We start from the raw sequence: 24,159 nt of genomic DNA, 5'->3' as shown, positions 1-24,159 counted from the left end.
AGCCAAGGCACCGACGCTCACAGTTTCACCCGGGGCGTATGCGCGCGAACCATATAATTTCTTTATGAACCCTTAGGCATGTTTCAGGTTTACAGTTTGCAGTGGCGGCTTCAGCCGCACAGGCGCTGAAGCGCCCACTACGAACGCCGCAACCTGTAGCATTGTTACGAAACTTGTCTGAATACGTGGCCCAATCTGCAATCTGCAATCTACAATCTGCAATCTGCACCAGGAGACGAGGCCCACCTCTGGCGGATCGACCTGGCCGCCGCCGCAGATGATCTCGGCGCGCTGGCGCAGACCCTCAGCCCGGACGAGCGGGCGCGCGCCGCGCGGCTGCGCGCCCCGCTGGCCCGCGATCGTTTCGTGGCGGCGCGCGGCGCGCTGCGTGCGACCCTCGCCCGCGTAGCGGGCGTCGCCCCGGCCGCGCTGCGCTTCCGCTACGGCCCGGCCGGCAAGCCCGACCTCGACGGCCCGCTCAGCGATGCGATCAGCTTCAGCCTGGCCCACTCGCACGACATGGCGCTGCTGGCGGTGGCCGGCGGCGCCCGTGTGGGCGTCGACCTGGAGCTGGTCGGCGACGCGGACCACGACGTGATCGCGGAGCGATTCTTCGCCCCGGAGGAGCGGCGCGCCCTGGCCGCGCTGCCGCCCGATCGGCGAAGGGATGCCTTCTACCGCTGCTGGGTCTGCAAGGAGGCCTTCGTCAAGGCGCGCGGCGAGGGGCTGGCGCTGGGCGCGGACCGCTTCGCGGTGAGCGCGGACCCCGCCGCGCCCGCCGCCCTGCTGCGTGTCGATGATGAGCCGGACGCGGCCGGGCACTGGCGGCTCACCGCCCTATCCCCGGCGGAGGGCTTCGTCGCCGCCCTGTGCCTTGAGGCGCGCGGGCGCTAGCACAGGGTTTCAGGGGCGGGGCTTCGCGGGCCGACCGCGCGGCACCTCCTGGCGGGCGACCTCGGCGACATAGCGAGCGAGGGCGGCGCGGGTGCTGTACCAGCGCCCGCCGCGCTTGCTGCCGGCCAGGCGGCCCTTGCGGATGAGCAGGGCCAGGTACTCGGCGCTGAAGTCGCCCCCCGCCGCCAGCTCGCGCAGGGGCAGCAGATCCTCCTGGGGCGGCGCGGCGTCGCAGGCCTCCAGGTACAGGTCGAGCCCGATCTCCACCGCCCGGCCGACCAGGTTGAGCAGCGGGCCGTAGCGCCCCCGGTCGGCCTGGCTGAGCGCCTCCAGGTAGCCCAGCCGCCACTCCTGGAGCAGCAGGGCGGGCGGGAAGCCGGCGCGCAGGAGCAGCAGGTTCAGCAGGAGCCGACCGGTGCGCCCGTTGCCGTCGCGGAAGGGGTGGACGGCGACGAAGCCGTGGTGGGCGATCGCCGCCCGCTCCACCGGCCCGTAGGCCCGGCCCGGGCCATCGAGCCATGCCAGCCACTCGTCCATCAGGCCGGGCACCTGGGCGGCCGGCGGGGGCTGGAGCGCCGAGCCGCGGATCGACACCGCGCCGGAGCGCCAGGCGCCGGCCTCGTCGAGCATGCGCTCCATCACCAGGCGGTGCAGCTCCAGGATCGTGGCGACCCCCAGCGGCGCTTCGGCGTCGGCCATGGCTAGCAGGGCGCGCACCGCCGCCGCGTGGTTGGTGGCCTCCAGGTGCTCGGCCAGCGTGTGCCCGCCGATCGTCAGGCCGCGCTCGATCACCAGCTGAGTCTCGCGCAGGCTGAGCGTGTTGCCCTCGATCGCGTTGGAGTGGAAGGTCAGCCGCACCTGCAGGTCCTCGTGGATGAGCCGCAGGGTGGCCGGGGCGAGCGGCCGGCGGGCCGCCAGGGCGGCCTGCTTCTCCTGGAGCCGCCGGGCCAGGCGCGGGTCCATGTGGGGCCTGGGGCTGTCCATGATGCGCCCTCGCAATAATCGTATCGGCTAGGCGAAGTATAGCATACACCGATACGATTATGCGCCGACCCGCACCAGGTTGCCGGTATCGTCGAGGCTCCAGCGGGTGCCGTCGGTGGCGGGGATGCCGGCGGCGCGCCAGCGGGCGGGGAATGGGCGCGGCATGGCCAGCATCCCACCGCCGGGGGTGTCGAGCAGGGTGAAGGCGATCTCTCCGCTGGCGGCCCCGCTCAGCTTCACGCGCACCTGCCAGCAGCCGTTCCACTCGCGGTAGAAGTCATACTTCAGCTCGACGGGGCCGACCAGCTCGGCCAGCGCGTCGCGGATCACGGCGCGGGCCACCGGGGCGCGGCGGCGCAGGTCGGTCAGGGGCGTCGGTCGCTGCTCGGTCATTAGGTATCTCCTCAGGCCTGCTATCCCACGCTACACGCATGGCGACGTTGCCGTCGCCATGACTCGATGCAGAGGCTGGGCGGCTGCGCCGCCCAGCCTCTGCATAGCATACCACCTCAGCGCCGGGGCGCACGCGGCAGCAGCCGGTCGAGCGACTGGGCGAAGCGCTGGCGGTCGGCCGCGCCGTAGGCCGCCGGCCCGCCCGTCTCCAGGCCCGCCCAGCGCAGCTCCTCCATCAGGTCGCGCACCGCCAGCCGCTCGCCCACCGTCTCGGCGGTGTGGATCTCGCCGCGCGGGTCGAGGGCCACGGCGCCGCGGGCCACCACCAGCGCCGCCAGCGGGATGTCGGCGGTGATCACCAGGTCGCCCGGGGCGACGTGCTGCACGATATAGCCGTCGGCGACGTCGCTGCCCTGGGGCACCTGCGTCAGCGTGATCAGCGGCGAGTCCGGCAGGGCGAGCCGGCGGTTCGCCACCAGGCAGACCGGCAGGCTCAGCCGGGCCGAGGCGCGAAAGACCAGCTCCTTCACCGCGCGCGGGCAGGCGTCAGCGTCAACCCAGATCTTCAATCGGATGAACCTTCCCCGGAGCTGGCGAAGCGGGAGCGCATCATCGCCAGCTCCGCCGTCACCGCCGCACAGCCCGCAGCGATCGTAGCCGCGCGCGCCTCGGCCTCGCGCAGGTCGCCGCGCCGCGTCAGATCCTCAAGGGCCTCGCAGTCCGCCGCCAGGGCGAGCGCGCCGATGGTCGCCGCGCTCGCCTTGATCGTGTGGGCCAGGCGCTGCACCGTCGGGGCCGCCCCCTCGGCGACGCCCTGGCGCAGCGCGGCGAGCTGGCGCGGCAGATCATCAATGAACAGGTCGATGATCTCAATGACGATCTCCGGGCTCCCCTCGCCCAAGCTCTCCTGGATCTGCTCAAGCACCGTGATATCGATCACGCCGCCCGCAGCCGGCTCTGGCGCCGGCTCCTCCTCCCGCGCGGCGCAGCGCTCCAGGGCGGCCACCAGATCCGCGACCCGCACCGGCTTGCTGATGTAGTCGTCCATCCCGGCCGCCATGCACAGCTCCCGGTCGCTCTGCATGGCGTTGGCCGTCATGGCGATGATCCGTGGCTGGCGGGCCGGCGGCAGCTCGCTGCGGATGCGCCGCGACGCCCCCAGCCCGTCGAGCTCAGGCATCTGCACATCCATCAGCACCACATCATAGGGCTGGCGGGCGAGCGCGTCGAGCACCTCGAAGCCGTTCGCCGCAACGTCGGCCCGGTAGCCCAGCTTGGACAAGGTCTTGGTGGCAACCTTCTGGTTTACGACGTTATCCTCGGCGAGCAGGATACGGAGCGGGATCCGCTCGGCGAGCGTCGCATCAAAGGCGGATGGCGCAGGCGCGGCGGGCGGGAGGATCACCGTCTCGTTCAGGGCGGACAGCAGCGTCTCATAGAGCTGCGCCGCCTTGATCGGCTTCGACAGGCTGGCGGCGAAGTGCCCCTGGGCCATATCCTCCGCCCGACGCCCGAGCGAGGTGAGCAGCACCAGCGGCATGGCGCGCAGCTCCGCGCGGCTACGGATCGCGGCGGCGAGCTGCGCGCCGTCCATCTCCGGCATCTGCATGTCCAGGATCGCCGCATCGAAGGGTGGTTCCTGGGCGAGCCAGCCGAGCGCCTCGGCCCCGGAGACGCAGGCGCGCACCTGCATGCCCCAGGCCTCGGCCTGGAGGGTCAGGATGCGCCGGTTCGTCGCGTTATCGTCCACCACCAGCAGCCGCTTGCCCGCCAGCTGCGGGATCGTCCTCTGGAGATCGATCCGGGCGGGCAGCGTCGCCGCCGGCGCGACGATCGTGAAGTGGAAGGTGGTGCCGACCCCGACCGTGCTCTCCACCCACATGCGCCCGCCCATCAGCGCGCTGAGCCGCTGGCTGATCACCAGGCCCAGGCCGGTGCCGCCGTACTGGCGCGTGGTCGAGGCATCCACCTGGCTAAAGGCCTTAAACAGCCGGTCCATGCGGTCGGCCGGGATGCCGATCCCGCTATCGCGCACCGACACATGCACCTCGTACTGCGTGTCGGGCAGCCGCCTGGCCTCGATCATCACCACCACCTCGCCGGCGGGGGTGAACTTGACCGCGTTGGTGAGCAGGTTCACCAGCACCTGGCGCAGCCGGGTGACATCGCCCAGAAGCGCCGGGGGCACCGTCTGCGCGATCATGTAGGCCAGGTCGAGCTGCTTCTCGGCCGCGCGCGCCGCGACCAGATCCATCGCCGCCTCCAGACAGTCGCGCAGGTCGAAGGGCTGCTGCTCCAGGTCGAACTTGCCCGACTCGATCTTCGAGAAGTCGAGGATGTCATTGATAATCGTCAGCAGCGCATCGCTGCTGTTGCGGATCGTCTCGACATAGTCGCGCTGCTCGTCGCCGAGCGGCGTGTCGAGCAGCAGGCCGGTCATGCCGATCACCGCGTTCATCGGGGTGCGGATCTCGTGGCTCATGGTGGCCAGGAAGTCGGACTTGGCGCGGGTGGCCGCCTCGGCGTCCTCCTTGGCCTGCACCAGCTCCTCATAGGCCTGCTTCTGGGCGCTGATATCGCGGAAGTAGATCGACAGCCCATCCGGCGAGGGGTAGATGCGCACCTCCGCCCACATGTGGAGAATGTTCGAGTAGGACTCGAACTGGATCGCGATCTGCTCGGCCATCGCGCGGCGATAGTTCAGCTCGAACTCCGTGCCGATGGTGGTCGGGAAGAGCTCCCAGAGGTTCTGCCCAATGATATCCTCGCCGGTGGGGCTGAGCAGGCGCCTGGCCTCCGAGTTCATGTAGGTAAGATTCCAGCTGTGGTCGACCGCAAAGAAGGCGTCGGTGATACTCTCCAGGGTGCGGGTCACCCGCGCGGTGGTGTCGCGCAGGGCCGCCTCGGTGCGCGATCGCTCGGCCAGCTCAGCCTGGAGCGCCGAGGTGAGCTGGACGTTGGCCAGGGCCTGGCCGGCGGCCCAGCTCACCGCCTGGGCGAGCGCGATCTCCTCGACGCTGAAGACCCGCGGGACGAGCGAGTCGATGCCGATCGTGCCGACGACCTCCTCGTGGATGAGCAGCGGCACGAGCAGGATGGCGGCGGTGCCGCGCTTGGCGAACAGCTCGGCGGTGGCGCTGCGCACGTCGGCCCGCACATCGCCAAGCTGGACGGGGGCGCGGGACGCGATCACCGCCTCGGTCAGCGCGTTGCCCGCCACCGGGATGACCGCGCCCATGCCCGAGGGCCGCCCCGGCGCGCAGTACTCGGCCACCACCGTCAGCAGATCCTGATCATCATCCAGCAGCGCGCAGGCCGCCTGGGGCACATCAAAGGCCACCGCCAGCTCGCGGCACATCACCGAGAGCACATCATGAATATCGGTGCCCGTCGCGGCGGCGGCGATCACCCGGTTCAGCAGCAGCGTCTCGCGCACCGTGCGCTGCTGCTCGTCATAGAGCCGGCCGCGCACGATCACCACCGCAATATAGTCGCTCAGCGCGAGCAGGAGCTCCTGGTCGGCCAGCCCCAAGGCCTCGGGCTGGTCGCTCTCGACATTGAGCACGCCGACGACCTCATCGCGCAGCCGGATCGGCACACACACCTCGGCCACGATCTGCGGGTCGTCCAGGATCACGTCGGGTTCGGCGCGAATGTCGGCGATGAGCATCGGCACGCCGGTGCGGGCGACCCGTCCGAGCACGCCCTGGCTGATCGGGAGAGCGCTGGGGATGTGTGCGTAGCCGATCTGGTGCTGAAGGCGAAGCTCTCCGGCATCACGCAAATACAGGCTTACGCGGGTGTAGCCGAAGGTTTGGGCGCTCGCCTCGACGATCATGCGCAGGGCCGCCGTCAGATCCAGCTCGTGGGCCACCGCGCCGCGCACCTGGTCGAGCAGGGCCTGGGTGCGCACCTGGCGCTGCGCTGCGTCCGCAAGCTGCTGGGCGCGGGACTCGCTCTCGGCGCGGGCCGCCGCAGCCTCCTCGAGCGCGCGGATCTGGCGGCGCTGCTCCATCTGCGTCACCACCTGGTGGCCAAGCACGCGCAGCGCATTGATCTGGCTCGGGCGAAGCTCACGCGGCACATGGTCGATCACGCAGAGCGTGCCGATCGCGACCCCTGTGGGCGTGACGAGCGGCGTGCCCGCGTAGAAGCGGACGTGCGGCGCCCCCGTCACAAAGGGGGAGTCAGCGAAGCGGGCGTCGCGCTGCGCGTCCGGTACCACAAAGGGCTCATCGCGGTGTGTGAGCGTGTGCGCGCAGAAGGGCATCTCGCGCGGCATCTCAGCCACGTCAAGCCCGACGCGGGCCTTAAACCACTGGCGGCGCGCGTCGGTGAGGATGATCAGCGCGATCGGCGTGCCGCAGATCTCGGCGGCCAGGTTCGCGATCTCATCAAAGGCCGCCTCGGGCGCGGTGTCGAGAATCTGATACTCGTCCAGCGCCGCCTGCCGCGCGGGCTCATCGGCGATCGTGGGGGTGGGGGCGGACATGGCTGGCTCCTTCGCTCTGCTCGCTGCAATCGTCCTCGTGGTGCACCAAACTGGTGATCCGAGATGCCCGATGGGAGGGGATCGGGGAGGGCCTGTTCCTCCCCGAAAAAACACCCCCCACATCACGGTGGCGCGCCACTAGTGCGCCTTCCGTGGCTGCGCCGCCTGGGCCAGGCGGAGCCATGCCGGGGTCGGGCTCGCCGGCCGGCGAGCGCGATGCTCCGCGCTGCTCAGCTGGAAGGACCAGCGCTCGAGGAGCGCGCCAAGCGGCTTGGTCGCCAGCTCAAGCACCGGCGGCACGCCGCGGTTCAGCGCGCTCAGATAGAGCTCGGCGGCGTAGGGCAGCGCCTGGGTGATCGGGCGGCGCAGGGCCGTCTCGATATCGGCGCGGGCCAGGCCGCCCTGGGCGACGGTGGTGTTCAGCAGCAGCGTGACCTTCGTGTCCGGATAGCTAAGTTCGGCGAAGACATCGAGGGCGCAGGTGGCGGCGCGCACCGAGGCGATCTCAGGGGCGAGCAGGAGCAGCACCTCGTCGGCGGCGTCGAGGCCGGCGAGCGTGGTGTCGCCGAAGTCGTGGGGCAGATCCAGCACCACATAGGCATAGTGCTTGCGGAGCAGATCGAGGATATAGCGCACCTTCTCGCCGCTGATCAGCTCGCTCTGCTCGGCGCGCGCAGCGGCAGAGAGCACGCGCACGCCGCTGCTATGGGCCATCAGCACCTGGTCGAGCAGGTCGCTGTCAATATCGGCGACCGGCACATCGGCGAGGTCGCCCCATGTGGTGCGCATCGGGAGGTTGAGCATCAGGGCGCTCTGCCCGCTGATCAGCGCCAGGTCGACCAGGGCCACCGGCTCGCCCCAGATCTGCGCCAGCCCCGCCGCGAGGTTGGTGGCCAGCGTCGAGACGCCGACACCGCCGCGCAGCGAGAAGAGCGCGATCGTCCGGCCCTGGGCCTCCAGCGGCTGGGGGGGGGCCGGGGCGGCGCGGCGGAGCAGCGCGCGCACCCGGGCCTGGAGCTCCACCGGCTGGAAGGGCTTGCTCATGTAGTCGTCGGCGCCGACCTCCAGGCCGCGCACGCGCTCCTCCAGCGTGTCGTTGGCCGTGAGCATCATGATCGGGCGCTGGGCGAAGGCGGGCATACGGCGCAGGCGACGGCAGACCTCGTAGCCGTCGATATCGGGCATCATCACATCGAGGATGATCAGGTCGGGCTGGAAGAGTACCGCCCGCTCAAGGGCGCTACGCCCGTCCGCCGCCGTATCGATCTCATAGCCGCCAGATTTCAGGGCGGCGGAGGCCATCTTAAGGTTGAGCGGCGTGTCATCGACGATCAGGATTCGGCTGGATGGTGTGGTCATTGGCGTATCCTTGGGCAGCGCGGTCATAGAGTGAGGGTGGGGGCTTCCGTAGCATCCTGGCATGTCGCGCAGATGATCCGGTTGCGCCCGGCGCGCTTCGCGGCGTAGAGCGCGGCGTCGGCCGACGCGAGCAGCGTGCGGGAGTCACCTGTCGGGACGAGGCTGGCGACCCCGCCGCTGAAGGTCACCGTCACCTCCTGATCCGCGTCGAGCAGGTGGCCGATCGTGGCGAAGCGGGCGCGCGCCTCATCGAGCAGACGCAGCGCGGTCGGCCCGTCGGTCTGCGGGAGGATGATCAGGAACTCCTCGCCGCCGTAGCGCCCGATGCTGTCGCTCATGCGCAGCCGCTGGTGGAGCAGCCGGGCCAGCCCCTTCAGCACCCGGTCGCCGGCGGCGTGCCCGTAGCGGTCGTTCACCAGCTTGAAGTGGTCGAGGTCGATCATCGCGACCGTCAGCGCGGTGTGGTAGCGCTGCGCGCGCACGATCTCGCGCAGCACCTGCTCTTTGATTGAGGCGTGGGTGAACAGGCCTGTGAGGCCGTCGCGGCTGAGCAGGGCGCGCATCGCGCGGGCCCTGCGCGCCCTGCTCGTCACCGCCGACACGAGCTGCGGCGCGCTGATCGGCTTGGTGAGAAAGTCATCGCCGCCCTGGTCGAGCGCCGCGAGCTGGTTGTCGCGGTCGTGCTCGCCCGAGAGGAAGACGATCGGCAGGCTGACAAACGCCGCCTGCTGGCGGATGAGCGCGGCGACCTCGGGGCCGGTGCAGTCGGGCATATACATATCGAGCAGCAGCAGGTCGGGCTGGAACTCCTGGAGCGCCTGCATCACCAGGGCCGGGTCGGTCAGCGCCATGGTGAGCATGCCGGCGTTGCGCAGCATCGCCTCATAGAGCGCGCCGGTCAGCCGGGTGTCATCGACGATCAGGACGCGGTAGGGCTCGGGGACAAAGGCGCCGGTGACGCCATCGAGCACGCTGACCAGAGCGTCGATATCGACCGGCTTGGTGAGGTAGGCTCTACCGCCGGCGCGCACGGCCCAGAGCCGGGCGGTGAAGTCGCTGCGCTGCGAGAGGAAGATCACCGGCGCGGCGACGCCGGCGCGCGCATTCTCTGCCATGCGCTCTGGCCCGGCCAGGTCGCCCTCGGGGAAGACGATGTCGAGGATGATCGCCGCCGGCTCGTGGGCGCGCACGGCATCCTCGAAGCCATCGAGCGACTGCATGACGGTGGCGTGGTAGCCGAAGTGCTCCAGCTGGAGCGCCAGGTGCTCGCCCGTGGCCAGGTCGTCCTCCACGATCAGCACGTCCGTCTGCCGCAGCGCGCGCGTTGGGGCGGCGAAGGCCATGGGGATCGGGGGCACCCTGGTAACGCGCGGGGGATCGCGGGGCGCCGCGCGCACTGCGGCGATGGCCTCAGCGATCCGCGCGCGGGACTCGCCTGAGGGCTCCGTCGGGCGGCCGGCGATGAGCTGCGCGAGCGCCTCCACGAGCGCCTGCGCGGCCGCGCTCACGGCGGGAAGATCGAAGCTCGCCGCCGAGCCGGACAGTGCGTGGGCCTGGCTATGCAGCGCGCTCAGGCGCTCCCATGACCAGTCATCAGCGCAGAGAGCCTCCCAGAGCGCGGCGAGACCCTCGATGCGATCCCCGATACTCTGTACATACCGGTCGCGAAGGGTGTCGAGCTGCTGCTGAATAGATAGGGGTGACAGTGTCATGGCTGGCTCCATCGCTCCATCGAGATGATCGCGCCTGCCCGATCCCATCAGTGAGTGGCAGCATCGCCGCCACCCATTGGAGGGGGGGCACCAGTATAGCACTCATCACAAGAGGGGAGCCTCGCCGACATGAACGGAGGCCGCCCGCGCCAGCGGCGACGATGTATTCCTCCACGGCCAACGTGTCGTAGTAGCGGTGGGGCGACCCGCCGGCGGTGATGTGGCCGTAGGCCCCCGCCCCGGCCGCCAGGTAGTCGCTGTTGAGCCAGTAGGCGAGGTTATGGTGGCAGGCGCGCTCAGGGAACAGGGAACAGGGGACAGGGGCCGGACAATTGCTGTCCCCTGTCCCCTGTTCCCTGTTCCCTCGTGCGAAGTTCGAGATCTCGTACTGGGCGTAGCCGGCGGCGGCGAATCGCGCCATGGCCGCCTCGTACATCGCGGCGGTGGCATCATCGTCGGGCACGCTGACCCGCCCGGCCGTCACCTGGGCGAAGAGCGGGGTCTTCTCCTCAAGGATGAGCGAGTAGAGCGAGAAGTGATCGACCTCCCAGGCGACGATCTCGTCCAGGGTGGCATCCCACTGGGCCTGGTCCTGTCCGGGCAGGCCGAAGATGAAGTCGAGGTTGATATTCTCGAAGCCGGCCTCGCGGGCCTCCGCATAGCTGCGGCGGGCCTCGTCGGCGGTATGGATGCGCCCGAGGATGCGCAGAGTCGGGTCGTGCAGGCTCTGCACGCCCATGCTCAGCCGGTTGACGCCGAGCCGCCGCAGGCCGCGCAGGTAGTCGCGCCCGAGCACGGTGCCGGGGTTGGCCTCGCTGCTGACCTCGGCGCCCGCGAGGGGCACGATCAGGCTGGCCGCCTCCAGGACGCGCTCCATCTGGCCGAGCGAGAGCATGGTCGGCGTGCCGCCGCCGAGGAAGATCGTGGGGCGCAGGGAGGCCGCCTCGGCCGAGGCAGGCGGCGCGGGGGCGACCGTCTCGGCCAGCAAGCGCAGCTCCGCGCAGAGGGCGGCCACATACGCCTCGATCCGGTCGTCCATGTTGGCGTAGGTGTTGAAGTCACAGTAGGCGCAGCGGCGGTGGCAGAAGGGGATGTGGATGTAGAGGTGTTTCATTAATGTTAAATGCTGAATGTTGAATGTTGAATGCATACATTCAACATTCAACATTCAGCATTCAACATTCGCTTAGTGCTGGCTGGCACCCACGTGGGCGTGGGCGTTGTAGCTGGAGCGCACCAGGGGGCCGCTCTCGACGTGGCGGAAGCCGCGCGCGAAGGCCGCGTCCTTGAACATGGCGAACTCAGCCGGGGTGACGTAGCGGTCGACCGGCCAGTAGCTCGCGTCGGGGGCCAGGTACTGGCCGATGGTGAGGACGTTCACGTCGGAGCCGCGCAGGGCGTCGAGCACCTCGATCACCTCAGCGTTCGTCTCGCCGGCGCCGACCATCATGCCGCTCTTGGTGACGAGCTGCGGGTCGAAGGCGCGGGCGCGGGCGAGCAGCTCGATGCTCTGGTCGAAGGTGGCCCGCGGGCGGAAGCGCCGGAACAGGCGCGGGATGCTCTCGATGTTATGGTTGAGCACATCGGGCCGGGCGTCGAGCACCTGCTGGAGGGCGTCCCAGTTGCCGTCGAAGTCGGGGATGAGCACCTCGATCTGGCACTCGGGCGTAGACTCGCGGATCAGGCTGATCGTGCGGGCGAAGATATGGGCGCCGCCGTCGGGCTGGTCGTCGCGGTTGACCGAGGTGAGGACGGCGAACTTGAGGCGCAGGTGGGCCACCGAGTCGGCCACGCGTTCGGGCTCGGCCTCGTCGATCGGCTTGGGCTTGCCCTTGCCGATGGCGCAGTAGCGGCAGCCGCGGGTGCATGTGTCGCCCAGCAGCAGGAAGGTGGCGGTGCGGTGGTTCCAGCACTCGCCGAGGTTCGGGCAGCGGGCCTCCTCGCACACGGTGTGCAGGCCCTTCTCGCGCATCAGGGATAGCACATCGCTATAGTTCTCGCCCGAGGGCGCGCGGGCCTTCAGCCACTCGGGGCGGCGCGGGCGCGCCGGTGCGGCCGGGGCCTCGGCGCGGCTCACTTCAGCTAGCGGGATCAGCTCTGCCATAGGTATCGCCCTCTCGGTGTACGCTTATTGGGGCGCGGCGGCCTCTAGCCGCCGCGCCCTTTCATTGTACCCCATATCACTCGCTCCCCACCCGATCAAAATCCTCGGCGTAGCGCCGGGGCGCGGCGTCGGCGGTCGTATCGGCGATCACGCATCATCAGCCAGGGCCAGCTCGGCGGGGGCCAGATCCACATCGAAGACCTCGGCGAAGTGGCGAAGCAGGGTCGGCTCCACCTCGGCGGGGGCGACCTCGCGGCCGAGCAGGGCCTGGAGCGAAGTGACGGCGCGGTCGTCGATCCCGCAGGGCACGATCTGGGCGAATCCGGCCAGGTCGGGGTTGACGTTGAGCGCGAAGCCGTGGCTGGTGACCCCGGCGGCGCTCAGCTTGACGCCGATAGCGCACACCTTCGCCGCCCCGCCGCCGACCCAGACCCCGGTGAGGCCGGGGACGCGCTCTCCGGCGAGGCCGAACGCGCCCAGGGTGAGGATAATCGTCTCCTCAAGGTTGCGCACGTAGCGGCCAATATCGCCGCCGTGCTGCGAGAGCTTGAGGACGGGGTAGCCGACGATCTGGCCGGGGGCGTGGTAGGTCACATCGCCGCCGCGGTCGGACTGGACGACGTCCACCCCGCGGGCGGATAGCTCCTTGGGGGCGACAAGGATGTTCTCAGGGCGGGCGCGGTTGCCCAATGTGATCGTGGGCGGGTGCTCCAGGATCATCAGGCTATCGCCGGCGCGGCCGGCCGAGCGGTCGGCGGCCAGCTGGCGCATCAGATCCCAGGCCTGGGCGTAGGGAACGCGGCCGGGGCGGATCAGCGTGAGACGGCGGGTGCTGCGCATACCGCCATTCTACCATCATGTGGCCGGTATGGTTTGGGATCGGCAACGTGGTAGAATGAGCGCGCAACCAACAGAGGTGGGCCGACGTCTGATCAGAGGGATATCAGCAGCACATGCCCAGGAGAAATGGATGTACCAGACCATCATCGCAGATCTGCTCTCGCACCCCCGCGTGGTGGAGACCCGCCATCACATGCACCACAGCATCCCCAAGCATGATCATATGATGCGGGTTGTCCGCTACTCCTACCGCATCGCGCCGCTGGTTCGCGCCGACCGACGCACATGCGTGCGGGCGGCCATCCTGCACGATCTCGACTCGCGGCTCGGCACGCTGTCCACCCACGGCGCGATCGCGGCCGAGGTCGCCGCCAGCCTCGGCGAGCCGGACGAGGTCTCGATGGCGATCATCAGCCACATGTACCCGCTCGGCCCGCGGCCGACGACCCGCGAGGGCTGGGTGCTGGCGGTGGCCGACAAGATCGCCTCCTTCCCCGACATGACCGCCTTCATGGGCGGGCTGATCACCGGGCACAGCCTGCGGGTGCGCCGCCGCCTCTGCGAGACGGACCCCTTCTACACGAAGCGGCAGCGCCGCCGCCGGATCCGCCGGCTCTGGCACAGCATTGGCCGGCGCGGCCTGAGCGGGGGCGCGTAGGGGCACCACCGAATGTAAGGGCGCAGCAGCCCTATGGCTGCTGCGCCTTTCGATTCTCTGGGGCTGCTGCGCCCCCTACTCAGCGGGCTGCTGATCGCCCTCGGGCTCGGGGGCGGCCTGCTCGGGCGGGGGCGGCGGCGCCTTGGCTGGGACGGGCCGCCGGGCGCTGCGAATGCGATCAGGCAGCACGCCGGCGGGCAGTGGCGGCTCGCTGAGGCGGCCGTAGAGGTAGCTGAAGACATCGCGGGAGATCGCGCCCATCGGCGCCGAGAGGATGGCCCCGGCGAGGCCGAAGACCTGCGAGCAGACCACGAGCAGCACCATCAGCACAGCCGGGTGCAGCCCGACGCTGTCGCCGACAATCCGCGGCACGAGGAAGTTATTCTCCAGCTGCTGGATGACGACGTAGAGGGCCAGCACGACGAGGCCGGTGGTGGGCGAGTCGATAAAGCCGAGGATCACCGCCGGGACTGCGCCGAGGATGGGGCCGATCACCGGGATGAGCTCGGTGATCGCGGCGATCACGGCCAGCAGCAGGATGTAGTTCACCTGCAGGCCGAACAGATCCAGGGCGAGCAGGCCGACCCCGGCGGCCGTACCCACCGCGAGACCGAGGATGATCTGGCCGCGCACGTAGGCACCCACATCGTAGTCGATGATCTCCACGAGCGACCAGAAGTCCTCCCGCAGCCAGGCCGGCAGCATACGGTCAAGCGTCGTGACGCCGGCCTGCTGATCCATCATCACATAGAAGAGCCAGAAGGGGATGAGGAAGAAGCCGAGCAGAAAGGTGACCGTGTTGACCACGGAGAGCAGGCTGTTGATCAGAAAGGTGCCAAGGCCCTGCAGGTAGGTCACAAAATTGGTGCGCAGCGTGCCGAGGCCGTTGTTGATCAGGACAGACACATTCTGCTCAACCCCGCTGCGCATCCCGGCGGGCAGCGAGGCGAGGATCTTCTGGTACTCAGCGACGATCTGATCTGACCACTGCTGGATCTGGGCGATCCGGGGGAACGCGCCGATCAGCTGGCTGATCTGGGAGACGAGGGGCGGGACGAGGTAGGCGAAGAAGATGAGCAGCACCGCGAAGCTGCCGAGGTAGACGAACAGGATAGCGGCCCAACGCGGCTGCCGCGCGTTGAGCCGGTTCACCAGGGGCAGCAGCAGGTAGGCGAGAACGATCCCGATGATAAAGGGCGTGAGGGCGCTGCTCGCGCTCCAGAGCAGCCAGCACACCCCATAGATGGCGCTTAGAACCAGCAGCCAGCGCGCGACCCGGCGGGGCGTGAGCAAGGAGAAGAATGGCGTCATAGGCGCGAGTTAGCGATCCTCGCGCCCGGCCAGCGCGGCGACCGTCAGCACCGTCGCCGCGCCGTCGCCGTTATTCACCCAGCTGTGGGCCATATCGTCGCGGTAGAACAGCGTATCGCCGGCGCTCAGGGTGTACTCCTCATCGCCGAGGATATAGTGGAGCTGGCCCTGGAGCACATGGACCATCTGGCTGCCGCGCCCCGAGAAGCCCTGCTGTCCACCGCCGGGGCGGGCCTCAAGCAGGCGCGCCTCCATGTCGCTATTCGGGGGGAGCAGCGCATAGACCTGCACCGGCGCATCGTCAAGGCTCAGGCGCACCCGACCGGCGGGGGAGACCACCTGCCCAGCCTGCTGATTGTCCTCGCCCTCAAAGAAGTGAGTCATCTGTACGCTGAAGAATTGCGCGAGCTTGCGCAGGTTCGCCACCGAGATATTCACTTTGTCACGCTCAAGACGGCTGAGAAACGAGGGGGTCAGCCCGGATCCGTCTGAAACCTCTTGGAGGGTGAGGCCGCGCTCCTGGCGGAGACGGCCGATTTTTTGTCCGAGTGACATATAGTTGCTGCCTTTGTCGGAGGAGGTGATGCGTCATGCGACAAGCGCAATCACTCTTTCGAGCATTCCGAATATAATACTTATATCCCTCTCCTATTTGTATTATACGCCAAAAGAATCGGCCCTGTCAAGGCCATGCACAGGCGCGTGTGATTATGTTGCATGGCATCGAGACGGCATGAAGGTACTACTAACGCGATCTTTTTGCACAGGCCCGAATCACCGCTTTTTGGAAATATAGTCAAATCTGGCGGTCGCGGCGGCGCACAAGCCACGCCGTGATCCCGAGGCAGATCAGGGTGTAGAGCAGCATCGCGCCCCAGCGCCCCAGGAGCGCGCTCGGGCTGTGGGCGAAGCTCGGCTCCACATCGAGAAAGCCAGGGGAGCAGCCCGGCGGCACGCTGCCGCCGCCACCACTGTTCGGCAGGTCACACAGGCTGTTGAGGTCGGCGCTGATGCCCAGGGCGTCCATCGACCAGCGGCTGATCGTCAGCCAGGAGAGCGGGGTTGCCAGCCCCTCGATCTTGAAGATCAGGCCGGCGAACAGAATCTGCGGGATCAGCGCCAGCGGAACAATACTGATCGCCCGATCACCGCTATCGGAGGCGGCGCTGATCACCAGGCCGAGAGCCATGCCGGTGAAGGCGGTGAGCAGCAGGGTCACGAAGGTCTCGGCGAGCGCCGGCATGATCACGCCGGTATCGGCAGGGAATTGCACATTCAGTGCCACCATGCCCAGCATGACCGCCGTCTGCACGATGATCAGCGCGCTGAGCACCGCCACCTTCGAGAGCAGGTAGGGGCCGATGCGCAGGTTCACCAGCCGCTCGCGCTGGAAGATCGGCAGCTCCTTGGTGATCTCGCGGGCGGCGTTGATGATGCCGAACCAGACGCTGACCGTGGCCAGCATAAACAGCACTTTCTTTGCCTCGCCGCGCTGGATCAGGTCGATCGCCTGGGCGCCGGTGAGCGCATCGCGGCGGGCCACCAGCAGCAGCAGCAGGGCGATGATCGGCGCCTGGAGCAGCAGGATGAGCAGGTTGCGCCGATCTTGCAGGGTCAGATCGAAGTAGCGGCGGGTCAGGATGCCGAACTGACGCAGGGGCGAGACCTTGTTCTGACGCTGCGGCGCGGCGCTCGGCGCGGCCGCCGGCTGGGGCGACTGCCCCAGCCGACCGGTGACATAGCGTTGGTAGGATGCCGAGCCGCGGAACTTCATCTCCCACAGCTCGCCGAGGCCGGGCTGCTGCTGCGCGCCGGGGTTGGCCGCCGCCCAGGCCTGCCGCTCCGCCTGAAGGTCGCGCTGGACAATCGGGCTCTGCGGGTCGCCCTGGCCCTCCAGCTTGGTGTAGATATCGGCGAAATCGCCGCTGGTGATATTAAAGAAGGCGAGCGCCTCGGAGGGCGGGCCAAAGTAGACGACCCGCCCGGCCGCCATGAAGGCGACGTGGTCGCACTGAGTAATATTGGCGGTGGCGTGGGTTACCAGCACCACCGTGCGCCCGCTGTCGGCGAGGCGGCGCAGGGTGTACATCATCTTCTTCTCAAGGCCGGGGTCAAGGCCGCTGGTCGGCTCATCGAGGAAGAAGAGGCTAGGGTCGGCCAGCAGCTCGGCGCCGATGCTGACCCGCTTGCGCTGGCCGCCGGAGAGGTTCTCGACGAGCTTATCGCGGTGGGGCGACATCTCAACATCGTCGAGGACGCGGGTGATCCGCGCGTCGATCTCGCTCTCGGCAGTGTCGGCGGGCAGGCGCAGGCGCGCGGCGTAGCCAAGGGCGCGGCCGACCGGCAGGGTGCGGTGGAGGATGTCGTCCTGGGGCACATAGCCGAGCACGGTGCGGTAGGCGTCAAAGTTATGGTAGAAGTCGTCGCCGTTGACCAGCACCTGGCCGGCGGTGGCGGGGGCATAGCCGCAGAGCGCCTTCATCAGGGTGCTCTTACCGGTGCCGCTGCCGCCGACGAGGGCCACAAACTCGCGCGGGGCGATGCTGAGCGAGACATCATTGAGGATGATCCGCTGCTGGCCGCCGCGGGCGACGGTGCGGGTCAGGCCGCGGGCGTCGATGCGCAGGGAGCCCTGCTGGTCGTACTGGTCAAGGCTCGCGACGTTGTAGACAAGCTTGAAGGCACCGATCTGGATGACATCGCCGGCGCGCAGGGAGTGGGGGCCGCCGAGGCGCTGGCCGTTCACAAAGGTGCCGTTGGCGCTGCCGGCATCGCGCAGGGTGGCCCCGCCGCCGGCGGCGCGGTCGATCTGGGCGTGGAAGCGCGAGACCTGGGGGTTCTCCAGCAGGACATCGCAGCCGACGCGGCCGATGGTGATCTGCGGGTCGTTCGGGTCGAGCGGGTAGCTCTGCGAGGCCGTGCTGGCCTGGGGCGCGCGCAGTGCGCCGCCGTTGCGGTAGGTGAGGGTGACAAAGCTGCCGGTGGCCGGGTCGCCGATGCGGATCACATCGCCGTCGTAGAGGTCGTGGCTAGGCACGCGCCGGCCCTCGTAGAGGATGCCGTTGGTGGAGCCGACATCGACGATGCGGTGGCCGGGGCCGGCGGGCTCGACGCGGGCGTGGTGGCCGCTGACGAAGCGCGAGGCCAGGGCGACATCATTATCGGGCGCGCGCCCCAGCGTGAGCGCGCGGGCGACCAGGGGCACATCGCGGGTGAGGCCATCCTCCTGGACCAGGAGCAGCCCGCCGAGGCCGACCGTGGCCCCGGGCGGGCCGGGCGGCGGGCCGCCGGATGGGGCCGCGGCCGGCTGCGGCCTGCCGCAGGCCGTGCAGAATCGGGCGTCGGGACGGCTGAGCGGTGCCTGACAGTGGACACAGCGGGCGACGGTGGGAGACGACACGCAAGCGGCTCCTATGCTATAATTTGGCTGGCCCAGGCTTCCTCCTCTCTAGATAGCACAGGTCCTCCCAGATTGCAACCAGACGTGCATCCCGACAGCGTTGTTCATCGTCCAACTGCTTGCGTGATGCGTTGAGTGCGGAGGCACTGTTGACCACACCGGGCTCTCAGACATGCGCCAGCTGCGGCGGGCCTCTAGCGAACGGCGCGCGGTTCTGCCCGCGCTGCGGCGCGCCCACGTCCGACGACGGCTCATCCGACGAGGTGATGCTGCCGGGCAGCCGGCGGCTGCGCGTCTCGTCCGACAGCCTGAGCGTGCGCGAGCTGCTGGCGGTGGTGGAGTCGGGCGTCTTCTACTGGCGTCAGCGGCTCGACCAGTCCGAGGGCGTGGCCCGCGAGCAGGCCGCCGCCGCGATCAAGGAGCTCTCGCGCATCCTCGACAGCCTGGCCCAGCAGCTGGTGGAGGGCCGCGAGACGGTGCGGATCACCTCGCGGCTGCCCTCGACGCGGGTGGCGCCCCTAGCCTGCCCGATCTGCGGGCGGGGCAACCGGGCCAACGCAAAGTACTGCGTGGCGTGCGGCTCGCCGATGCGCCCCGGCGGCACGGCGGTGCCGCGCCCGCCGCCCGAGCTGATCCTGGCCGTGGCCGCGCGCACCGATGTCGGCATGGCCCGCAAGGTAAATGAGGACACCTGCTACAGCGGCGAGTTCACCACCGCCGACGGCAAGATCGGCACGCTGCTGCTGGTGGCCGACGGGATGGGCGGGCACGCGGCGGGCGAGGTGGCCTCGCAGCTGGCCAGCGAGACGGTCAAGGCCGAGCTGAGGGAGGCGCTGAGCGCGGGGGTGCCGCTGGACGACGATGGCTGGCACAGCCTGCTGCGCCAGGCCGCCCTGAGGGCCAACGAGCGGATCTACACGCAGTCGCGGGCGATGGGCAGCGGCAACGGGATGGGCACGACCCTCACGCTGGCCCTGGTGGCCGGGCGGCGCGCCCACATCGCCCACGTCGGCGACAGCCGGGCCTACCTGATCAACCCTGCGGGGGTGGGGGAGGGCGGCCCCTGGGCCCAGCTCACCGCCGACCACAGCCTGGTGGCGCGGCTGGTCGATATCGGCCAGCTGACCCCAGAGCAGGCCCGCGTCCACCCGCAGCGCAATATGATCTACCGCTCGCTCGGCACCGACCCGGCGGTGGATGTGGACACGCTGAGCCAGGCTCTCGCGCCGGGCGATGCGCTTCTGCTCTGCTCGGACGGGCTGGAGATCCATGTGGAGGACTCCGAGCTGGCCCAAATCGTAATCGACGAGCCGAGCGAATCCCGGGCCTGCGAGCGGCTGATCGCCCTGGCGAACCAGCGCGGCGGCAAGGACAATATCAGCGTGATCATCGCGCGGATGCGCACGTAGGGGCGCAGCAGGCGCAAAGCACCTGCTGCGCCCCTACGTGCGCCCGACAACGACAGGAACAAGGAACGGGTATGCCCCTCTGTGACGCGTGCGGCCAGGAGAACCGCGACAGCGCACGCTTCTGCTGGAGCTGCGCCGCCCGGATGCCCGCCTTTCGGCCAAGCGACTCCGACCGCCAGTGGCTCGCCAGCACATTAGAGAGCCCACAGCTCCAGATCAATCCGCCCGCCACCGACGACACTGCGCCGCTGCGCCTGCGGGAGACACCCGCCACCGGCCCCGGCGCCGAGGAGGAAGCCATGGAAGATCAGAACCCCGAGGCCCCCTGAGCTGCTGGAGCAGCTCACGGCGACGCCGCGCACCACCCAGCGCCTGAGCGAGGACGAGGCCGCCGTCGCCGCGTCTGGCGAGGCCGACAGCCTGCCGACCGTGCTGCGCGAGATGCGCACCGGCGCGATCAGCAGCGCCGCCGACCTGGCCGACCGGCTCCAGGCGATCGTCGACGAGCGCACCCGCCCCACAGCCCTGCGCCAGATCGTCGGCGCCCACACCGACACCGGGATTGTGCGCGACCATAACGAGGACAGCTACCTGACTCTGAGCCTGGGGCTAGATAACGACAGCCAGCGCCAGGGCTGGGGCATCTACATCGTCTCTGACGGCATGGGCGGGCACGCCGCCGGCGAGCTGGCCAGCGGGCTGGCCATCCGCGGGGCCGCCGAGCTGCTGATCAGCGGCTACCTGGCCGGGGCCATCGGCCACGAGGCCGTCTACGACGAGGAGGCGGCCCGCACCCTAGTGCGCCAGGCGGTGCTCCAGGCCAACGAGGCGATCATCGCCGAGGGCCACGCCCAGGGCAACGACATGGGCGCAACCATGACGATGGCCCTGGTCAGCGGCGACCGGGCCATCGTCGGAAACGTTGGCGACAGCCGCACGTATCTGTATCGCGAGGGCAAGCTGCGCCGGATCAGCAAGGATCACTCCCTGGTGATGCGCCTGGTAGAGCTCGGCCAGATCGCCGACGAGGACATCTACACCCACCCACAGCGCAACGCGGTGCTGCGCTCCCTGGGCGATAAGTCCAATGTCGAGGTGGACGTCTTCTCCGAGCGCCTACGTCCCGACGACGCGCTGCTGCTCTGCTCGGACGGCCAGTGGGAGATGACCCGCGACGCCGAGATGGAGCGAATTCTGGCCCGCGACGCCGACCCGCAGGCGATCTGCGAGGCGCTGGTGGCGGCGGCGAACCAGGCCGGCGGCGAGGATAATATCTCGGTTGTGCTCGTGCGCTTCGCCTGAATCCAATGTTGAATGCTGAATGTTGAATGTTAAATTGCGACACCCAACATTCAACATTCAACATTCAACATTCAACATTACTCATGAACTGCCCCAACTGTAACACCCAGCTCCCCCCAGGCACAGCCTTCTGCCCCGAGTGCGGCATGCGGGTCGGCGCTTCCTCGCAGGTGCTTCGCGTGCTTCAGGACCGCTACGAGCTAACGAAGAAGCTCGGCCAGGGCGGCATGGGCGCGGTCTACCTGGCCAGCGACCGGCGGCTCAGCACGGTGCGCTGGGCGGTGAAGGAGATGAGCGACGACGCGATCACCTCACCCCTGGAGCGCCAGCAGGCCGGCGACGCCTTCCGCCACGAGGCTGAGCTGCTCGCCAGCCTGTCGCACCCAAACCTGCCCCGCGTCACCGACCACTTTCAGGAGGGCGGCAAGAACTACCTGGTGATGGAGTTCGTGCCCGGCGAGACGATCCAGGGCTACTGCGAGCGCCTCGGCGCGCCGCGCCCGCTGGACGAGGTGCTGGGCTGGGCCGGCCAGATCTGCGATGTGCTAAGCTACCTGCACGGCCAGCGCCCGCCGGTGATCTTCCGCGACCTCAAACCGGCCAATGTGATGATCACGCCCGACGGCACGCTTAAGCTGATCGACTTCGGCATCGCCCGCCTGTTTAAGCCCGGCCAGAGCCGCGACACGCAGGCATTCGGCACGATGGGCTACAGCGCCCCGGAGCAGTACGGCCGCGGGCAGACCGACGCGCGCTCCGATGTGTACAGCCTCGGGGTGATGCTGCACCAGCTGCTGACCGGGTTCGACCCGGCCGCCGCACCGTTCCGCCTGCCGCCGGCCGACCAGGTCAACCCCGCTGTCCCCGCTGCGGTGACGGCGGTGCTAGCGCGGGCGACGGACAACGCCCCCGAGCAGCGCTTCGCGAGCGTGGCCGAGATGCGTCAGGCGCTGCTCGGATCCGGCCAACTGGTGCAACGTGCGGCGAGCGCCCAGCCGGCATTCGCCCCCGCGATCGGACCGACGACGGCCCTCGGCGGCGGGGCGATGTCCGCCGCCGCACAGAGGTCGACTGACAGCGCCCGCATCGCCTTCTGGATGGGCGGGATCAGCATGGGCGTGATGCTGCTGGCGTTGCTGATGGTCAGTATCGGCGCGGCGACCCATGACCCAGAAAGCGGGCTCAATAACTGGGCCGGATTTGGAATGGTGCTTGGTCTACTCCCACTGCTCACCGGCCCAGCCGGCGCAATTGTTGGCGTCGTGGCGCTCACCAGGCCACAGATCAAGGGGACGACCCACGGGCGACGCGACGCAGTGATCGGGGTTGCGTCTGGAATCGTCACGCTGATTCTCTGCTGCGCGCTCGCGGTCGTCTTACCGAGCAGCCCATCCTCGTCTAAGGGCGCAACATTTCAGCCAATCTCAGCATATAACCCGTTATGAAGCGTAGGGGCGCAGCGCGCTGCGCCCCTACGACACACCACGTCCCTCTATCTGGAGAAGCATATGCCTGACGCAGTCACACTCACCTGTACCTGGGCCCGATCGCCAATGCCGGTGACCGGATCGCCGCAGGTGGCCTACCTGCTGGTGGAGGCGACGCCAGCCTCCGCGCCGGCGGTGCCCATCCCGCTCAACTTCTGCCTGGTGCTCGACCGCTCAGGCTCGATGCAGGGCTCCAAGCTGGAGAGCATGAAGGCGGCCACCAGGCATGTGATCGAGACGCTAACCGACCAGGATGTGGTCTCGATCGTGATCTTCGACGACACGGTGCAGACCCTCGTGCCAGCCACGATCGCCACCGACCGGGGCGCGCTCCTGGCCGCCGTGGACACGATCAGCGAGTCCGGCGGCACGGCGATGTCGCTGGGCATGCAGGCTGGACAGACGGAGATCCAGAAGCACCTTGGGCCAGATCGGCTCAGCCATATGCTGCTGCTCACCGACGGGCAGACGTGGGGCGACGAGGAGACCTGCCGCAGCATCGCGCAGTCGCTCGGCCAGGCCGAGGTGCGGATCACCGCCCTGGGGCTAGGCGCCGAGTGGAATGAGAAACTGCTCGACGACATCGCCGAGTTCACCGAGGGCAACTCGGACTATATCTCCGACCCGAACCAGATCGGCACCTTCTTCCAGCGGGCTGTGCGCAGCGCCCAGGGAACCGCGGCCACCGACGCGCGCCTGCTGCTGCGCCTCGTGCGCGAGGCGACGCCGCGGGCGGTCTACCGGGCCACGCCGGCCATCGCCAACCTCGGCTACCAGCCGATCGGCGAGAATGAGGTCGCTGTGCGCCTGGGCGACCTGGTCTTCGGCCAGACGGCAAGTGTCATCCTGGACCTGATGCTGCCGGGCCGGGCGGCCGGCTCGTTCCGGATCGCCCAGGCCGAGCTGCACGTCGCGCCCGTCGGCCAGGAGCACGAGCAGGTGGTCAAGCATGACGTCCTGCTCAACTTCAGCGCCGAGGAGGGCGCCCCGGCCTTCGAGCCGCGGGTGATGAATCTGGTGGAGAAGGTGACGGCGTTTAAGCTGCAGACCCGCGCACTGGCCGAGGCTGAGCTCGGCAACACCAGCGGGGCGACCCAGAAGCTGCGCGCGGCGGCCACCCGCCTGCTCGACCTCGGCGAGCTCGACCTGGCGGCGAAGACGAGTCAGCAGGCCGACCAGCTGGAGCAAGGGGCTAAGATGAGCGCCGAGACCCAGAAGGAGCTGAAGTACGCAACCCGGCGCCTGACTCAGAAGCTTGAGGAGTAGGTGGGTCCTCAGGGAGGGCTTGCCCTCCCTGAAACCCTCCCCTTTGATATGTGGAGGACAACGAAGTTATGACAACCTGCCCGACCTGCGGCGCCCAGAACGATCCGGGCAACCGTTTCTGCGACCAGTGTGGGACGCGTATCGACGCCCCCGCAGATGCCGCGCCTGACGCCGGCGCCGCGCCGCCCGACCAGCCCACCATCGCCGCCCCAATCTGCCCGAGCTGCGGGGCGGTCGTGCTGCCCGGTGAGGCGTTCTGCGACAACTGCGGGGCCGACCTGGTGGCGATGCCGGCCGCAGCCAGCGCCGCCCCTGTCTCGGCCGACGCGCCCACGATGCTGGCGGAAGCGCCCACCGCCACCCCTGTAACGTCGTCCCCGGCCGCGGGCGATGTGCGCTGCCCCTCCTGCGGGCAGACGAACCTGCCCGGCGAGGCGTTCTGTGACAACTGCGGGGCAAGCCTGAGCGCTCCCGTAGCTACGCCTGCTAGCGATCCCGCTGTCTCGCCTGTTGTCTCGCCCGATGACGCCACCATCCTCGCGGCACCC

The 24,159-nt window shown here is 69.0% G+C and carries 20 protein-coding genes; 8 read left to right on the top strand and 12 right to left on the bottom strand.

Annotated elements, in window-relative coordinates:
- The first annotated feature begins 366 nt into the window (after positions 1-366).
- On the top strand, positions 367-894 hold the full coding sequence (locus K2Z83_RS06880; RefSeq protein WP_220594421.1) for a 4'-phosphopantetheinyl transferase superfamily protein: 528 nt from the start codon (positions 367-369) through the stop codon (positions 892-894).
- Positions 895-903: 9 nt separating this feature from the next.
- On the opposite strand, the gene K2Z83_RS06875 is transcribed toward K2Z83_RS06880, so the two are convergent.
- From K2Z83_RS06875 to lipB, 9 genes are all read right to left on the bottom strand, one after another.
- Positions 904-1,878, bottom strand: a complete 975-nt coding sequence (locus K2Z83_RS06875; protein ID WP_220594420.1) for a Fic family protein — start codon at positions 1,876-1,878, stop codon at positions 904-906.
- A gap of 57 nt (positions 1,879-1,935) precedes the next feature.
- Positions 1,936-2,271: a hypothetical protein gene (locus tag K2Z83_RS06870; RefSeq protein WP_220594419.1), complete on the bottom strand. Its 336-nt coding sequence runs from the start codon at positions 2,269-2,271 to the stop codon at positions 1,936-1,938.
- A gap of 116 nt (positions 2,272-2,387) precedes the next feature.
- Positions 2,388-2,840, bottom strand: a complete 453-nt coding sequence (locus tag K2Z83_RS06865; protein WP_220594418.1) for a YaiI/YqxD family protein — start codon at positions 2,838-2,840, stop codon at positions 2,388-2,390.
- Positions 2,837-6,763 carry a response regulator gene (locus tag K2Z83_RS06860; protein WP_220594417.1) on the bottom strand — a complete coding sequence of 1,309 codons (3,927 nt, stop codon included), beginning with the start codon at positions 6,761-6,763 and terminating at the stop codon, positions 2,837-2,839. The genes K2Z83_RS06865 and K2Z83_RS06860 overlap by 4 nt, the downstream gene beginning before the upstream one ends.
- Before the next feature lie 138 nt (positions 6,764-6,901).
- Positions 6,902-8,122, bottom strand: a complete 1,221-nt coding sequence (locus tag K2Z83_RS06855; protein WP_220594416.1) for a response regulator — start codon at positions 8,120-8,122, stop codon at positions 6,902-6,904.
- Between the two features lie 23 nt (positions 8,123-8,145).
- Positions 8,146-9,834, bottom strand: coding sequence for a diguanylate cyclase (locus tag K2Z83_RS06850; protein WP_220594415.1), 1,689 nt, complete (start codon positions 9,832-9,834; stop codon positions 8,146-8,148).
- Complete coding sequence (gene hemW, locus K2Z83_RS06845; protein ID WP_255603469.1) at positions 9,716-11,002, bottom strand: radical SAM family heme chaperone HemW; 1,287 nt, start codon at positions 11,000-11,002, stop codon at positions 9,716-9,718. The genes K2Z83_RS06850 and hemW overlap by 119 nt, the downstream gene beginning before the upstream one ends.
- Positions 11,003-11,020: 18 nt before the next feature.
- On the bottom strand, positions 11,021-11,938 hold the full coding sequence (lipA, locus tag K2Z83_RS06840; RefSeq protein WP_220594414.1) for a lipoyl synthase: 918 nt from the start codon (positions 11,936-11,938) through the stop codon (positions 11,021-11,023).
- Between the two features lie 147 nt (positions 11,939-12,085).
- Positions 12,086-12,778, bottom strand: coding sequence for a lipoyl(octanoyl) transferase LipB (gene lipB / locus K2Z83_RS06835; protein ID WP_220594413.1), 693 nt, complete (start codon positions 12,776-12,778; stop codon positions 12,086-12,088).
- A 130-nt stretch (positions 12,779-12,908) separates the two neighbouring features.
- Between lipB and K2Z83_RS06830 the strand changes: the two genes are divergently transcribed.
- Entirely contained in the window at positions 12,909-13,436 is a 528-nt protein-coding gene (locus tag K2Z83_RS06830) for an HD domain-containing protein (RefSeq protein ID WP_220594412.1), read from the top strand.
- Between the two features lie 75 nt (positions 13,437-13,511).
- On the opposite strand, the gene K2Z83_RS06825 is transcribed toward K2Z83_RS06830, so the two are convergent.
- From K2Z83_RS06825 to K2Z83_RS06815, 3 genes are all read right to left on the bottom strand, one after another.
- A complete protein-coding gene (locus K2Z83_RS06825; RefSeq protein ID WP_220594411.1) occupies positions 13,512-14,747 on the bottom strand; it encodes an AI-2E family transporter in 1,236 nt (411 codons plus the stop codon).
- Positions 14,748-14,756: 9 nt separating this feature from the next.
- Positions 14,757-15,302, bottom strand: coding sequence for a helix-turn-helix domain-containing protein (locus K2Z83_RS06820; protein ID WP_220594410.1), 546 nt, complete (start codon positions 15,300-15,302; stop codon positions 14,757-14,759).
- Between the two features lie 241 nt (positions 15,303-15,543).
- Positions 15,544-18,147 (bottom strand): FHA domain-containing protein, encoded by a 2,604-nt coding sequence (locus tag K2Z83_RS06815; protein WP_220594409.1) that lies wholly within the window; start codon positions 18,145-18,147, stop codon positions 15,544-15,546.
- Positions 18,148-18,296: 149 nt separating this feature from the next.
- On the opposite strand from K2Z83_RS06815, the gene K2Z83_RS06810 reads away from it, so the two are divergent.
- The 6 genes from K2Z83_RS06810 to K2Z83_RS28840 form a co-directional block, all read left to right on the top strand.
- Positions 18,297-19,556 (top strand): Stp1/IreP family PP2C-type Ser/Thr phosphatase, encoded by a 1,260-nt coding sequence (locus tag K2Z83_RS06810; RefSeq protein ID WP_255603465.1) that lies wholly within the window; start codon positions 18,297-18,299, stop codon positions 19,554-19,556.
- Positions 19,557-19,627: 71 nt separating this feature from the next.
- Positions 19,628-19,885: a hypothetical protein gene (locus K2Z83_RS06805; protein WP_220594408.1), complete on the top strand. Its 258-nt coding sequence runs from the start codon at positions 19,628-19,630 to the stop codon at positions 19,883-19,885.
- A gap of 100 nt (positions 19,886-19,985) precedes the next feature.
- Positions 19,986-20,858, top strand: a complete 873-nt coding sequence (locus K2Z83_RS06800) for a PP2C family serine/threonine-protein phosphatase (RefSeq protein ID WP_370650088.1) — start codon at positions 19,986-19,988, stop codon at positions 20,856-20,858.
- 26 nt (positions 20,859-20,884) lie between these two features.
- Entirely contained in the window at positions 20,885-22,303 is a 1,419-nt protein-coding gene (locus K2Z83_RS06795; RefSeq protein ID WP_255603463.1) for a serine/threonine-protein kinase, read from the top strand.
- A 63-nt stretch (positions 22,304-22,366) separates the two neighbouring features.
- A complete protein-coding gene (locus tag K2Z83_RS06790) occupies positions 22,367-23,611 on the top strand; it encodes a VWA domain-containing protein (protein ID WP_220594407.1) in 1,245 nt (414 codons plus the stop codon).
- A 68-nt stretch (positions 23,612-23,679) separates the two neighbouring features.
- On the top strand, positions 23,680-24,159 hold a 480-nt coding region (locus K2Z83_RS28840; RefSeq protein WP_255603461.1), incomplete at its 3' end, for a zinc-ribbon domain-containing protein.

It is taken from the genome of Oscillochloris sp. ZM17-4, assembly GCF_019599295.1.
Taxonomy (GTDB): Bacteria; Chloroflexota; Chloroflexia; order Chloroflexales; family Chloroflexaceae; genus Oscillochloris.
The sequence above is the reverse complement of the archived record's forward strand: the minus strand, read 5'-3'. Positions and strand labels throughout refer to the sequence as shown.